The sequence below is a fragment of the Pseudomonas sp. 43mfcvi1.1 genome, from assembly GCF_900115935.1.
Classification (GTDB): domain Bacteria; phylum Pseudomonadota; class Gammaproteobacteria; order Pseudomonadales; family Pseudomonadaceae; genus Aquipseudomonas; species Aquipseudomonas bijieensis.
Map to the genome: position 1 here is coordinate 82,733 of NZ_UETT01000002.1, position 13,822 is coordinate 96,554.

The window sequence follows — 13,822 nt, forward strand, 5'->3', positions numbered from 1 at the left end:
GTCCTTAGCTACCTATTCATGTTTAACTTGAACGTTCATTCAAGTTAAACCGTCGGTTTGCTGCCCGCTCACAACAGGAGGCTTGCCTTTGCCGAGTCCGTTTTCGACCGCCATCCTTTCGCTTTCCGGAGTGCACTGCCCATGAGTGCCTCGTCCCTCCCACCCAGCGGCCTGGTCCGCATGAACCCGCCGGTGTTTTATTTCGCGGCGACTTTCATCCTGTTGTTCGGCCTGGTGGTGATTGCCGTGCCGGAGCAGGCCGGTGCCTGGCTGCTGGCGGCGCAGAACTGGGCGGCCAATACGGTCGGCTGGTATTACATGCTGGCGATGACGCTGTATCTGGTCTTCGTGGTGGTCACCGCCTTGTCCGGCTACGGCAAGATCAAGCTCGGTGCCGACCACGACGAACCCGAATTCAGTTACCTGTCCTGGGCTGGCATGCTGTTCGCCGCCGGCATCAGCATCACGCTATTTTTCTTCTGCGTCTCCGAGCCGTTGACCCACTTGGTGCAGCCGCCCCAGGGCGAGGCCGGTACCGCTGACGCGGCGCGCCAGGCCATGCAGATTCTGTTTCTGCACTGGGGCCTGCACGGTTGGGGCGTGTTCGCCTTCGTCGGCATGGCCCTGGCGTACTTCGCCTATCGGCACAATTTGCCGCTAGCCCTGCGTTCGGCGTTGTACCCGCTGATCGGCAAGCGCATCAACGGCCCCATCGGCTATGCGGTGGACGGTTTCGGCATCATCGCCACGGTGTTCGGTCTCGGCGCGGACATGGGCTTCGGGGTATTGCACCTGAATTCAGGGCTCGATTACCTGTTCGGTGTCGCCCACACCCAATGGATTCAAGTCGGCCTGATCGTGCTGATGATGGGCGCGGCGATCATCGTCGCGGTGGCCGGTGTCGACAAAGGCGTGCGGGTCATGTCCGACATCAACATGTTGTTGGCCTGTGCGTTGCTGTTGTTTGTGCTGTTTGCCGGGCCCACCCAGCATTTGCTCAACACCTTGATCCAGAACATCGGCGATTACCTCGGTGCCTTGCCGATGAAGAGCTTCGACCTTTACGCCTATGACAAACCCAGCGACTGGCTGGGCGGTTGGACGGTGTTCTACTGGGCCTGGTGGATCGCCTGGTCGCCGTTCGTGGGGCTGTTCATCGCGCGGATTTCCCGTGGTCGCACCATCCGCGAATTCGTGTTTGGCGTGCTGCTGATTCCCCTGGGGTTCACCCTGGCGTGGATGTCGATCTTTGGCAACAGCGCCATCGACCAAGTGCTGAACCACGGCATGAGCGCCCTGGGCATGTCGGCCCTGGAAAACCCATCGATGAGCCTTTATCTGCTGTTGGAAACCTACCCATGGAGCAAGACTGTCATCGCAGTCACCGTGTTCATCAGCTTCGTGTTCTTTGTCACGTCCGCCGACTCCGGTACCGTGGTGCTGTCGACGTTGTCGGCCAAGGGCGGCAACCCTGATGAGGACGGGCCGAAATGGCTGCGAGTGTTCTGGGGCGCGATGACCGCCCTGGTGACCAGTGCGTTGCTGTTCTCCGGCAGTATCGATGCCTTGAAGTCGGCGGTGGTGCTGACTTCCTTGCCGTTCTCGCTGATTCTGCTGTTGATGATGTGGGGCCTGCACAAGGCGTTCTACCTGGAATCCCAGAAGCAGATCGCGCAATTGCATTCCCTGGCGCCGGTATCTGGATCGCGCCGGGGCACGGGCGGCTGGCGCCAGCGGTTGAGCCAGGCGGTGCATTTCCCGTCTCGGGATGAGGTGTACCGTTTCCTCGACACCACGGTACGTCCGGCCATTGAAGAAGTGACCGCGGTGTTCGTCGAGAAGGGCCTGACGGTGGTGACCCAGCCAGACCCGGCCAATGACAGCGTCAGCCTGGAGATCGGTCACGGCGAGCAACATCCGTTCATTTACCAGGTGCAGATGCGCGGCTACTTCACGCCATCCTTCGCTCGCGGTGGCATGGGCTCGAAGGAACTCAACAACCGTCGTTACTACCGTGCCGAAGTACACCTGAGCGAAGGCAGCCAGGATTACGACCTGGTGGGCTACACCAAGGAGCAGGTGATCAACGACATTCTCGACCAGTACGAGCGGCACCTGCAGTTCCTGCATCTGGTGCGCTGATCGAAGCCCAAGGATAAAGGTAGCCGAGCAGATCTTCATCTGCACCGCTCTGGCCCCATCGCGAGCAGGCTCGCTCCCACAGGTTTAAGTGATTGCCTTGTGGGAGCGAGCCTGCTCGCGATGGCGGTGTGGCTGGCGACGGAGAATAAAGCCTCAGACCAGGCCGCCGTTGGCCCGCAAGATTTGCCCGTTCACCCAACCAGCGGCGGGGCTCACCAGGAACGCGATGATGCTGGCGATGTCTTCCGGCTGGCCGAGGCGTTCCAAGGGCGGCATCTTGGCGTAGTTCTGGATCTGCTCCTCGCTCTTGCCATGCATGAACAGTTCAGTGGCGACCGGGCCGGGGGCCACGGCATTGACCGTGATCTGGCGGCCGCGCAATTCCTTGGCGAACACCTGGGTCAGCGACTCCACCGCCGCCTTGCTGGCGATGTACACCGAGTAGCCGGGCAGGTTCAGGCCAACGGTGCTGCTGGAAAAATTCACGATCCGGCCACCGTCGTTCAGGCGGGTCGCGGCTTCGCGCAGGGTATTGAAGGTGCCACGGGTGTTGATGGCGAACGTCTGCTCGAACAGCTCGTCGCTGTGCTGCGCCAGGGGCATTACCTGAAGGATGCCGGCGTTGTTGATCAGCACGTCGACCTTGCCCAGTTTCGCTTCGGTTTCATCGAACATCTGCCGCACATCCGCGGCAGAGGACACGTCTGCCTTGACCGCTATGGCCTGGTGGCCGGCCTGGCGCAACTGCACCACCAATTTGGACGCCTCGCTGGCGCTGTTGGCGTAATTGATGACGACGGCAAAACCTTCGCTGGCCAGTTGCTTGGCGATTTCGGCGCCGATGCCGCGGGAGGCGCCGGTCACGATGGCAACTTTCGAGTTTTGAACAGTCATGTGAGGGTTCCTTTGAGAGTGAGGGGTTGTGATTCGTTGAAGCCAGATTCACATGTTTACTCTTGGCGATAAATGCACGAGAGTTGCCTTGACTGTTCAATTTTTTCCAACAATCAGCGCGCGGGATTCAAATGGACCAGGTCAAGGCGATGAGGGTATTTGTCCGCATATACGAACGCAGCAGCTTCACCCTGGCCGCTGAAGACTTGAACATGCCCCGGGCCACGCTGACCCACACGCTCAATCAATTCGAAGCCTGGCTGGGCGTGCGTTTGCTGGAGCGCAGCACTCGCAAGGTGCGCTCGACCCTCGACGGCGAAGCCTACTACCCGCGCTGCGTGCAATTGCTGGCGGAACTCGAAGAAGCCGAGCTGGCGTTTCGCGGCGTGGCGCCCAAGGGCAAACTCAGAGTAGACCTGCATGGCACTCAGGCCAGGTATTTCGTGATCCCGGCGTTGCCGCAATTCATGGCCCGCTACCCCGAAATAGAACTGTTTATCAGCGAGGCGGATCGTTTCGTCGACCTGATTGCCGAGGGCGTCGATTGCGTGTTGCGCTCCGGTGCGCTGACGGACTCGTCATTGATTGGCCGACGTGTCGCCAACCTTCGGCAGATCACCTGTGCCAGCCCCGGTTACCTGCGCCAGTACGGCGAACCGAAAAGCCTCGATGACTTGAAACATCACCGGGCGGTGAATTACGTATCGCGGACCACCGGCAAGCTCTATCCGTTCGAGTTCATGGTCGATGGCGAACTCAAGGAGGTGCCGATCGGGGGGACGTTGTCGGTGTCCGGTGCCGAAATCTACGCCGCCTCGGCCATTGCCGGCCTGGGCTTGATCCAATGCCCGTATTACCGAATGCAAGAGCCGATCCGGCAGGGCCTGATGCAGGAAGTCCTCCCCGCCACCCCACCACCGTCCATGCCGGTCTCGGTGCTTTATCCGCACAACCGACTCATGTCGCCACGGGTGCGGGTGTTCGTGGATTGGGTGGCGGAGGTGTTTGCGCAGGCGCGTTAGTGTGCCCTCCGATTTCCTGGCACTGCAAAACCCTGTGGGAGCGGGCTTGCTCGCGAATGCGTCGGCAAATTCGAAATTTGTGCTGACTGACACACCGCTTTCGCGAGCAAGCCCGCTCCCACACCTGATATGCGAACTTTCAGCCTGACCGAGGCGTCTGTGAAATGTTAGCTTGTGCCACAAGCGTGAGAACAGAGAGCCTTTCGATGACCTACACCGCTGCCGAAAACCGTTACGAGTCCATTCCTTACCGTCGCGTCGGTCGCAGTGGGCTGGTGCTGCCAGCGCTGTCGCTGGGGTTGTGGCACAACTTTGGTGACAGTACGCCCATCGACACCCAGCGCGCCCTGCTGCGCACGGCGTTCGACCTGGGTATCAACCACTTCGACCTGGCGAACAACTACGGCCCGCCGTACGGCAGCGCCGAGATCAATTTCGGTCGACTGCTGCGCGAAGACTTCAAGCAGTACCGCGATGAATTGATCATCTCCAGCAAGGCCGGTTGGGACATGTGGCCGGGGCCTTACGGTCAGGGCGGTGGCTCGCGCAAATACGTGCTCGCCAGCCTTGACCAGAGCCTGCAACGCCTGGGGCTCGACTACGTGGATATCTTCTATTCCCACCGCTTTGACCCCGATACGCCACTGGAAGAAACCGCCAGTGCGCTGGCCACCGCAGTGCAGCAGGGCAAGGCGTTGTACATTGGCATCTCCTCGTATTCCGGGGTGAAGACCCGGGAAATGGCGGCGCTGCTCAAGGAGTGGAAAGTCCCGCTGCTGATCCACCAGCCGGCCTACAACCTGCTCAACCGCTGGGTGGAGAAAGACCTGCTGGACGCCACCGACGAACTGGGTACCGGTGTGATCGCCTTCACGCCACTGGCCCAGGGCCTGCTGACCGACAAGTACCTCAAGGGCGTTCCGGCCGATGCGCGGGTGAACCGTCCGGGCGGCGGCTCGTTGCAGGCTTCGCACCTGTCGGAGGAGAACATCGCCCACGTGCGCGCGCTCAATGAGATCGCCCAGCGGCGCGGGCAGAGCCTGGCGCAAATGGCCCTGGCCTGGACCCTGCGTGATCCCCGGGTCACCTCCGCCCTGATCGGCGCCAGCCGGCCGGAGCAAATCATCGAGAACGTCGGGGCACTGAAGAACCTGAGCTTTAGCGCCGAAGAACTGGCCGAAATCGACCGGTTTGCCCAGGAAGGCGGGATCAATCTTTGGGAGAAACCTTCGTCGGCGGAGTAACCACCTCTGCAAGTACGGTGAACACAAAACCCTGTGGCGAGGGGATTTATCCCCGTTGGGCTGCGAAACAACCCCAAACCTGAGCACGCGGTGTATCAGGTGGAATCGAGTTATCTGTTTTGGGGCTGCTGTGCAGCCCAACGGGGATAAATCCCCTCGCCACAAGAGCAATTCAGATTCAGTGCCTCACCTGAAAAACGGCACATCCCCCAACACCGTCGCCCGGTGCATCACCCGCCGGGCCGGGCAATAGTCGTCCACGGCGAAATGCTGGGTGACGCGGTTGTCCCAGAACGCCACATCGTTGACCTGCCAACGCCAGCGCAGGGTGAATTCCGGGCGGGTGGCGTGGGCGAACAGCAGTTTCAGGATCACCTCGCTTTCGCTTTCCGATAGCTCGTTGATCCTTGTCGTGAAGCCTTCATTGACGAACAGCGACCGACGCCCACTCACCGGGTGGGTGCGGATCACCGGATGGGACAGCGGCGGGTTTTTCCGCCGTGCTTCTTCCCAGCGCGCCAGGTCTTCGGCGCTGTTGCCAAAACGCTCCAAGGGAAACGAGCGGGTGAAGTCGTGGGTCGCCGTCAGGCCTTCCAGTAAGCGCTTCAACGGCGCCGACAAGGCTTCGTAAGCCGCGATGCCACTGGCCCACAACGTATCGCCGCCAAACGCCGGCAGCAGTTTGGCGCTGAGCACCGCGCCCATCGCGGGCGTCGGGAGAAAGGTTACGTCGGTGTGCCACACGGCGTTGTCGCGAACATCGGTGACGGCAGTGTCGAGCACCAGGACTTGCGGCTGCTCCGGTATGTTGGGGTAGATCGGATGAATGTGCAGGTCGCCAAAATATCCGGCGAATCGCGCTTGCTGCGTCGGCTCGATGGGCTGGTCGCGAAAGAACAGCACCTGATGCTCAAGCAGGGCCTGCTCGATGACGTCGCGATTTTCCGGGCTCAAGGGCTGGCTGATGTCGATCCCGCTGATCTGCGCGCCAAGGGCGATGCTCAAAGGAGTAATGGTCGGGCGGCTCATTGTCGTGTTCTCGCAGTGGGGGCGCCGAATGGTCGGCGTGGTCATTGGCTATCAATGGGTCTGGCCGTGCCACGGCACCAGTTTGCGTTGCAGGGCGCGCAAGCCCATTTCCATGGCGAAGGCGATCAGTGCGATCACCAGGATCCCCAGCACCACCACATCGGTGACCAGGAACTGCGCCGCTGACTGAACCATGAACCCCAGGCCGCTGGTGGCGGCAATCAGCTCGGCGGCCACCAGGGTCGACCAACCCACGCCCAGGCCAATGCGAATGCCGGTGAGAATGTCCGGCAAGGCACTGGGCACGATCACATGGCGAATCAACTGGGCCCGCGTGGCGCCCAACGATTGTGCCGCGCGCAACTTGGCCCGGTCGACGGTGCGCACACCCGTGGCGGTGGCGATGGCGATCGGGGCGAAGATTGCCAGGTAGATCAACAGCACCTTCGATAACTCACCGATGCCGCACCAGATCACGATCAACGGCAGATATGCCAACGGTGGAATCGGCCGGTAGAACTCGATCAACGGATCGAGCACGCCGCGAGCGATGCGGTTGGCACCAATGGCGATGCCCACTGGCACCGCTGTCAGTACCGCGAACAACAGGCCCAGGCCGATGCGTTCAAGGCTGGCGGCCAAGTGTTGCCAGAGGGTGGAGTCCATGTAGCCGCTGGTCGCCAGCAGCCAGCCCTTTTGCAGCACGGCAGACGGCGAGGGCAGGAACAGCGGTTCGATCAGGCCACTGGCCGTGACGGCCCACCAGACCGCCAGCAGTGCGATCAGGGTCAAGCCGCTGATCCAACGTGTGCTCAGGTTGGGGCTCGGGCCGATGGCCGAGCGCTGGGGCGCCGCGTCACTGACCACGGCTGGAATTTCGTAGCTGCTCATCATGCGCTCTCCTGTGGTCGAGTGGCGCTGCGTTGGGCGAACACCTTGGCGAGTACATGCTCGCGGGTTTCGATAAAGCGCGGGTCGGACTTGATCGATCGCGCCGACTCCCCGGCCCCGTAGCGCTGGCCGAAATCCAGGCTCAGGCGCTCGACGACTTGCCCCGGGTTTGGCGCCAACAGGATCAAGTCGGTAGCGAGGAACACGGCCTCTTCAATGTCATGGGTAATCAGGAACACCGGCTTGGCGGTGCGCTGCCAGACTTGTAGCAACAGTTCCTGCATCTGCTCGCGGGTGAAAGCGTCCAGCGCGCCGAAAGGCTCGTCCATCAACAGCACGCGCGGGTCGGCCGCCAATGCCCGGGCCAGGCCAACACGCTGCTTCTGGCCGCCGGAGAGCTGCCAGACGCGGCGTTGCTCGAAACCGGCCAGGTCCACCAGGGCAAGCATTTCCCGGGCCCGGGCTTCGCGCTTTTGCTTGGCAACCCCGGCCAGTTCCAGGCCGAACCCAACGTTGGCCAGCACGTCCTGCCAAGGCAGCAGCGCATCGTCCTGGAACACCACGCCGCGTTCGGCACTCGGCCCCTTGACCGGTACGCCGTCCAGGGTGATCTGCCCGGCGCTGGGTTCGACGAACCCGGCAATCAGGTTCAACAGCGAAGTCTTGCCACTGCCGGACGGGCCGAGGGCAACCAGCAGTTGCCGGGGCCCCAGGGTCAGGGAAATATCCGCCAGCACAGGTTCCGCCGCGCCGGGGTACTGTGCGCTGATGCGCTCCAGTTGTAGCAAGGCCATCGCGTGTCTCCCTTTTTCCAATCAGCGAGTGATGTATTTGGCGCTGACGTAAGGCGCGTAGTCCGGCAGCACGGCTTCGACCTTGCCTTGTTCTTTCAGGAACGCCGCGGTGTCGGTGATGGCTTGGGTGGTTGGTGCGCCGAGGCTCACGACCTGATCGGCCGCCAGGGGAAAGACGTTGCCTTGCAGCAATAGCGGAATGTCGCTGGCCTTGGCGCCGGAGAGCTTCACCAGTTTGTCGACGTTGGACACATCGGCCAGCCAGGCTTGTGGATCCTTGCGGTACTGGGCGTAGGCATCCAGGGTGACTTTGGCGAAAGCGGTGACGATTTCAGGATGCTTCTGGGCGAAGTCCTTGCGCACGATCCAGGCGTCGAAGGTCGGTGCGCCGAACTTGGCCAGTTCCGCAGACGTGATCAGCACCTTGCCGTTCTCCTTGGCCACGCCCAAGGCTGGATCCCAGACGTAGGTAGCGTCGATGTCGCCGCGCTTCCAGGCCGCGATGATGGCCGGTGGCGCGAGGTTGAGGACGGTGACTTTCGACGGGTCGATGTTCCAGTGCTTCAACGCGGCGAGCAGGCTGTAATGGCCGGTGGAGACGAACGGCACGGCGATCTTCTTGCCGATCAGGTCTTGTGGGGTTTTGATCCCGGAACCGTCGCGAACCACCAAGGCCTCGGCGCCGATCTGGGTGGCGATGAGGAAGGTTTCCACCGGGACCTTGCGGGTGATGGCCGCGGTCAACGGGCTGGAGCCGAGGTAGCCGATCTGCACGTCGCCCGAGGCGATGGCGGTGATGACATCGGCACCGTTGTCGAACTTGCGCCAGTCGATCTTGGCTTGGGTGGCTTTTTCATAGGCGCCATCGGCCTGGGCGACTTTGGCCGGGTCGACGGTGGTCTGGTAGGCAACGGTCAGGTCGGCTGCCTGGGCAAAAAAACTGGTGACGGCCAGGGAGGCGGCCGCGAGAAGGCGAAGGGGGAAACGCAAAGTCATGGGAAAGCTCCTCAACAGGCCGCCGGATGTTCGGCGTTGGAGGAGACTAAATGATCTAAGAATTCAAAAATAAATAACTTTTTCGAATGAGCTTATTTTCGAAAAAATCTATAAGCCACACTGGAAACCCTTGTGGCGAGGGAGCTTGCTCCCGCTCGGCTGCGCAGCAGCCGTAAAAGGGGCCTGCTTCGCAGTCCAGCGGGAGCAAGCTCCCTCGCCACAAAAAGCGTCCTGATCAAAGAGGGATCAGTTACTGATCGCCAGAATGCTCGCTTGATACGAACCCACGAACACATCGAAATCCCCCACTTCGTTCTGCTCCAGTTCAGTTTGTTGAACCAGGGATTCCCGGGCGGCGTCTTCGAACGCTGTCTGCTCCTGGGCTGGTAACGGCTCGGCGCGGAAGAATTCGGCGTGGACCTTGCTTTGGCGCAGGGAGAACTGGGCAAAGCTTTCCTGATGCTCGGCCATGGCGGCCAGCACTTGGGCGGAAGGTGTCAGGGACGGATCACGGACCTTCGCCAGTTGCGCGTCCAAGGCCTGGCGGTGGGCGTCGCCACCGTGGCTCTGGTCGAGCAGCGAGGCCAGCGGGGCGATTTTTTCCAGCAGTTCGACGGCCCAGGCCTGCATGTCTACTGCTTGGCCTTGTCGCTGCAATTGCAGGCCTGGCTTGCGACCTTCCTTGACTACCGTGAGGAAGTTGCTCGTGGCGTTGCCGCATTCGTTGTTTTCCAGCTGCGGGCTGTCATTGAGGCCGCAATACAGCAGGAACGCATCGAGGAAGCGCGATTCGGTGAGGTCGATGCCCATCGGCAGGAACGGGTTGATGTCCAGGCAGCGCACTTCGACGTACTGGATACCCCGGGCCATCAAGGCCTGGATCGGCCGCTCGCCGGTGTAGGTCACGCGTTTGGGGCGGATGTTGGAGTAGTACTCGTTTTCGATCTGCAGGATGTTGGTATTGAGCTGCACCCACTCGCCGTTCTGGTGAGTGCCGACTTCGACGTAGGGCGCGTAGGGTGTCGCCACCGCTTTGCGCAGGCTGTCGGTGTAGCTCGTCAGGTCGTTGTAGCAAGGCGTGAGGCCGGCCTGGGCGTTGCTCTGGTAACCCAGGTCGCTCATGCGCAGGCTGGTGGCATAGGGCAGGTACAAGGTGTCCGGGTCCAATTGCTCCAATTGGTGCGGGCGACCTCGCAGGAAACCAGCGTCCAGGGCCGGCGAGGCACCGAACAGGTACATCAGCAACCAGCTGTAGCGGCGGAAATTACGGATCAGCGCGATGTAGGACGAAGACTGGAAATCACGGTCGCTCACGTCGGCGGCTTCGTTCTGCCGAAGCAGCGGCCAGAGCTTTTCCGGCAGGGAAAAGTTGTAGTGGATTCCGGCAATGCATTGCATGGTCTTGCCATAGCGCAGGGCCAGGCCCTTGCGGTAGACGTACTTGAGCCGACCGATATTCGAGGTGCCGTAGTAGGCGATCGGGATGTCTTTCTCTTCCGGCAGCGGGCACGGCATCGAAGGACTCCACAGGTACTCGTCACCGAGTTTGCTGTAGGCAAACCGGTGGATCTTGTCGAGGCTGCGCAGGGTATCGGCCGGGTCGGCCAGGGCCGGGGTGATGAACTCCAGCAGCGACTCGGAATAGTCGGTGGTGATCTGTTCGTTGGTCAGTGCCGAACCCAGGGCCTTGGGATGCGGGGTCTGTGCCAGGTGGCCATCGTCCGTGACGCGCAGGCATTCACGCTCGATGCCGTGCAGGCATTGTTCGAGCAGGGAGAGGTTGGCGCGCTCGCCGAGCAGGGCCAGGCGGCGGTTTAAAAGGTCGCTCAAGTTGAATTCCTTCACGCGTCAGTCGCCCCAATATGGGGGTGGGCAAGACGGTCTACAAGGGTGAAGTTAAAACTGGCGTTTTCGCCTGGTTTTCATGCGGCCAAGGACAAGTCACCTCAACCCTCTGTGGGAACGAGCCTGCTCGCGATAGCGGTGGAGCAGTCAATATCGGGCTGACTGACATACCGCTATCGCGAGCAGGCTCGCTCCCACAAGGGGTATCGATACCGCATTCGTGGCGTCGAAATTAACTCAAATCGATGACGGTGAGCTATAGGACAGCGAACGTGCCTTGCGCTTTTGCGACCAGCTTGTCGCCTTGCATCACCTCGGCCTCGACCACCAGTGTGCGCCGGCCGGGGTGGATGACCCGGGCGGTGCACAACACTTCGCCGTCGGACACGGCGCGAATGTAATTGATCTTGCATTCGATGGTGGCGCTCTGCTGGTCAAAGCCGTGGACGCTGGAGCAGGCCAGGCCCATGGCGATGTCCACCAGGCTGAACAGCGCGCCGCCATGCAGCTTGTTGCCACGGTTGCGCAACGGCGGCTCGAGGCCCAGGGCGACTTGCGCCACCCCGTCCCCCAGGCTGTGCAGACGGCAGCCGAGCAGCTTGAAAAACGCGCTTTCCACCAACCCGGCCGGCACGTCCATCAGCGTTTCTTCAACTGCTTGGCGTTGGCGAACAACGAAGCCATGGCGTTGTTCGTCGGGGCCGCGGTGGCGGTTTCCTTGCGCGGCGCGGTGTTTTGCGACTGACGAGGTGTCGAGCCAGGGCGTGCACCGCGGGCACCGTCGACTTTCTCGCCGGGCGTGTCGCTCATGCGCATCGACAGGCCGACGCGTTTGCGCGGGATGTCGACTTCCATGACCTTCACTTTCACTACATCACCGGCCTTCACGGCTTCGCGCGGGTCCTTGATGAACTTCTCCGACAGGGCCGAGATGTGCACCAGACCGTCCTGGTGCACGCCGATGTCGACGAAGGCACCGAAGTTGGTGACGTTGGTCACCACGCCTTCGAGGATCATGCCTGGTTGCAGGTCCTTGAGGTCTTCGACACCGTCCTGGAACTCGGCGGTCTTGAACTCGGGACGTGGGTCACGGCCGGGTTTCTCCAGTTCCTGAAGGATGTCGGTCACGGTGGGCAGGCCGAAGGTTTCGTCGGTGAATTTCTTCGGATCCAGGCGCTTGAGGAACGCGGCGTCGCCGATCAGCGAACGAATGTCGCGGTCGGTCTGGGCGGCGATGCGTTGCACCAGCGGGTAGGCTTCAGGGTGAACGGCCGAAGAGTCCAGCGGGTTGTCACCGTTCATGACACGTAGGAAACCGGCAGCCTGCTCGAAGGTTTTTTCTCCCAGACGCGGGACTTTCTTCAACGCCGCGCGGGTCTTGAACGCGCCATGTTCGTCACGGTGGGTGACGATGTTCTGCGCCAGTGTGGCATTGAGGCCCGAAATACGCGCCAACAGCGCCACCGAAGCGGTGTTCACGTCCACGCCCACGGCGTTCACGCAATCCTCCACCACGGCGTCCAGGCCACGAGCCAGTTTCAACTGGGAAACGTCGTGCTGGTACTGGCCGACACCGATGGATTTCGGATCGATCTTCACCAACTCCGCCAGCGGATCCTGCAGGCGTCGGGCGATGGACACCGCGCCACGGATCGAGACGTCCAGGTCCGGGAATTCCTTGGAGGCCAGTTCCGACGCCGAATAAACCGAAGCGCCGGCCTCGGAGACCATGACTTTGGTCATCTTCATGGCTGGGTATTTCTTGATCAGCTCGGCGGCCAGTTTGTCGGTCTCGCGGCTGGCGGTGCCGTTGCCGATGGCGATCAGGTCCACCGAATGCTTGGCGCACAGGGCGGCGAGCACGGCGAGGGTCTGGTCCCATTTGTTGTGTGGCACGTGCGGGTAAACCGTCGCGTGGTCCAGCAGTTTGCCGGTGGAGTCCACCACCGCCACCTTGCAACCGGTACGCAGGCCCGGGTCCAGGCCGAGGGTGGCACGCGGGCCGGCCGGAGCGGCCAGCAGCAGGTCGTGCAGGTTGTGGGCGAAGACGTTGATCGCCTCGGTCTCGGCGTTGTCGCGCAACTCGCCCAGCAGGTCGGTTTCCAGGTGGGTGTAAAGCTTGACCTTCCAGGTCCAGCGCACCACCTCGGCCAACCATTTGTCGGCGGCGCGGTTCTGGTTCTGGATGCCGAATTGCTGGCCGATCATGCCTTCACATGGGTGCATGGTGCCGGGCAGTTCTTCTCCGACCTTCAGTGCGGAACTGAGAATGCCTTCGTTGCGGCCCCGGAAAATCGCCAGTGCGCGGTGTGATGGCATGCTCTTGAGCGGTTCGTCGTGTTCGAAGTAGTCGCGGAACTTCGCGCCTTCCTCTTCCTTGCCGGCGATCACCCGGGCGCTGAGGATAGCTTCCTGTTTGAGGAAATTGCGCAGTTTTTCCAACAGGTTGGCGTCTTCGGCGAAACGCTCCATGAGGATGTACTTGGCGCCTTCCAGCGCCGCTTTTACGTCCGCCACGCCTTTTTCGGCATCGACGAAGCGCGCAGCTTCGGTTTCCGGGGTCAGGTTCGGGTCGTTGAACAGGCCGTCGGCCAACTCGCCGAGTCCGGCCTCCAGGGCGATCTGGCCCTTGGTGCGGCGTTTTTGCTTGTAGGGCAGGTACAAGTCTTCGAGGCGGGTCTTGGTGTCGGCCAGCTTGATGTCGCGCTCAAGTTGCGGAGTCAGCTTGCCCTGCTCCTGGATGCTGGCCAGGATGCTGATACGCCGTTCGTCGAGTTCTCGCAGGTAGCGCAAGCGCTCTTCCAGATGCCGCAATTGGGTGTCATCGAGGCTGCCGGTCACTTCTTTCCGGTAACGGGCGATGAAAGGCACCGTGGAGCCTTCATCGAGTAGCGCGACGGCCGCTTCGACCTGTTGTGGGCGTACACCGAGTTCCTCGGCGATGCGGCTGTTGATGCTGTCCATA

At 61.7% G+C, this 13,822-nt stretch carries 11 protein-coding genes; 3 read left to right on the forward strand and 8 right to left on the reverse strand.

What is annotated here, in order from left to right; translation table 11 throughout:
- Positions 1 to 180: 180 nt before the first annotated feature.
- The gene (betT, locus tag DTP52_RS03705; RefSeq protein WP_162893935.1) at positions 181 to 2,142 is read left to right on the forward strand and encodes a choline transporter BetT; all 1,962 of its coding nucleotides are present in this window, start codon (positions 181 to 183) and stop codon (positions 2,140 to 2,142) included.
- Between the two features lie 153 nt (positions 2,143 to 2,295).
- On the opposite strand, the gene DTP52_RS03710 is transcribed toward betT, so the two are convergent.
- Positions 2,296 to 3,036, reverse strand: a complete 741-nt coding sequence (locus tag DTP52_RS03710) for an SDR family oxidoreductase (protein ID WP_109751911.1) — start codon at positions 3,034 to 3,036, stop codon at positions 2,296 to 2,298.
- A gap of 131 nt (positions 3,037 to 3,167) precedes the next feature.
- Between DTP52_RS03710 and DTP52_RS03715 the strand changes: the two genes are divergently transcribed.
- Both DTP52_RS03715 and mgrA read left to right on the forward strand, forming a co-directional pair.
- Complete coding sequence (locus DTP52_RS03715; protein WP_109751912.1) at positions 3,168 to 4,058, forward strand: LysR family transcriptional regulator; 891 nt, start codon at positions 3,168 to 3,170, stop codon at positions 4,056 to 4,058.
- A gap of 206 nt (positions 4,059 to 4,264) precedes the next feature.
- Positions 4,265 to 5,302, forward strand: a complete 1,038-nt coding sequence (mgrA, locus tag DTP52_RS03720) for an L-glyceraldehyde 3-phosphate reductase (RefSeq protein ID WP_109751913.1) — start codon at positions 4,265 to 4,267, stop codon at positions 5,300 to 5,302.
- A 186-nt stretch (positions 5,303 to 5,488) separates the two neighbouring features.
- On the opposite strand, the gene tauD is transcribed toward mgrA, so the two are convergent.
- The 7 genes from tauD to DTP52_RS03755 all read right to left on the reverse strand — a co-directional run bounded on the left by tauD (position 5,489) and on the right by DTP52_RS03755 (position 13,821).
- The gene (tauD, locus tag DTP52_RS03725; protein WP_109751914.1) at positions 5,489 to 6,331 is read right to left on the reverse strand and encodes a taurine dioxygenase; all 843 of its coding nucleotides are present in this window, start codon (positions 6,329 to 6,331) and stop codon (positions 5,489 to 5,491) included.
- A 51-nt stretch (positions 6,332 to 6,382) separates the two neighbouring features.
- Positions 6,383 to 7,222, reverse strand: coding sequence for a taurine ABC transporter permease TauC (gene tauC, locus DTP52_RS03730; protein ID WP_109751915.1), 840 nt, complete (start codon positions 7,220 to 7,222; stop codon positions 6,383 to 6,385).
- Positions 7,222 to 8,016, reverse strand: coding sequence for a taurine ABC transporter ATP-binding subunit (tauB, locus tag DTP52_RS03735; protein ID WP_109751916.1), 795 nt, complete (start codon positions 8,014 to 8,016; stop codon positions 7,222 to 7,224). Before tauB ends, tauC begins: the two co-directional genes overlap by 1 nt.
- 21 nt (positions 8,017 to 8,037) lie before the next feature.
- Entirely contained in the window at positions 8,038 to 9,012 is a 975-nt protein-coding gene (gene tauA / locus DTP52_RS03740) for a taurine ABC transporter substrate-binding protein (RefSeq protein ID WP_109751917.1), read from the reverse strand.
- Positions 9,013 to 9,258: 246 nt separating this feature from the next.
- Positions 9,259 to 10,842 (reverse strand): glutamate--cysteine ligase, encoded by a 1,584-nt coding sequence (gene gshA / locus DTP52_RS03745; RefSeq protein WP_109751918.1) that lies wholly within the window; start codon positions 10,840 to 10,842, stop codon positions 9,259 to 9,261.
- Positions 10,843 to 11,113: 271 nt separating this feature from the next.
- Entirely contained in the window at positions 11,114 to 11,497 is a 384-nt protein-coding gene (locus DTP52_RS03750; RefSeq protein ID WP_109751919.1) for a PaaI family thioesterase, read from the reverse strand.
- The gene (locus DTP52_RS03755; RefSeq protein ID WP_109751920.1) at positions 11,497 to 13,821 is read right to left on the reverse strand and encodes a Tex family protein; all 2,325 of its coding nucleotides are present in this window, start codon (positions 13,819 to 13,821) and stop codon (positions 11,497 to 11,499) included. Before DTP52_RS03755 ends, DTP52_RS03750 begins: the two co-directional genes overlap by 1 nt.
- Position 13,822 lies beyond the last annotated feature (1 nt).

Excerpts from the sequence above, each read along its gene's own strand:
- betT (WP_162893935.1), top strand. The coding sequence starts at position 181 with ATGAACCCGCCGGTGTTTTATTTCGCGGCGACTTTCATCCTGTTGTTC.
- DTP52_RS03710 (WP_109751911.1), bottom strand. The coding sequence starts at position 3,036 with ATGACTGTTCAAAACTCGAAAGTTGCCATCGTGACCGGCGCCTCCCGC.
- DTP52_RS03715 (WP_109751912.1), top strand. The coding sequence starts at position 3,168 with ATGGACCAGGTCAAGGCGATGAGGGTATTTGTCCGCATATACGAACGC.
- mgrA (WP_109751913.1), top strand. The coding sequence starts at position 4,265 with ATGACCTACACCGCTGCCGAAAACCGTTACGAGTCCATTCCTTACCGT.
- tauD (WP_109751914.1), bottom strand. The coding sequence starts at position 6,331 with ATGAGCCGCCCGACCATTACTCCTTTGAGCATCGCCCTTGGCGCGCAG.
- tauC (WP_109751915.1), bottom strand. The coding sequence starts at position 7,222 with ATGAGCAGCTACGAAATTCCAGCCGTGGTCAGTGACGCGGCGCCCCAG.
- tauB (WP_109751916.1), bottom strand. The coding sequence starts at position 8,016 with ATGGCCTTGCTACAACTGGAGCGCATCAGCGCACAGTACCCCGGCGCG.
- tauA (WP_109751917.1), bottom strand. The coding sequence starts at position 9,012 with ATGACTTTGCGTTTCCCCCTTCGCCTTCTCGCGGCCGCCTCCCTGGCC.
- DTP52_RS03750 (WP_109751919.1), bottom strand. The coding sequence starts at position 11,497 with ATGGACGTGCCGGCCGGGTTGGTGGAAAGCGCGTTTTTCAAGCTGCTC.
- DTP52_RS03755 (WP_109751920.1), bottom strand. The coding sequence starts at position 13,821 with ATGGACAGCATCAACAGCCGCATCGCCGAGGAACTCGGTGTACGCCCA.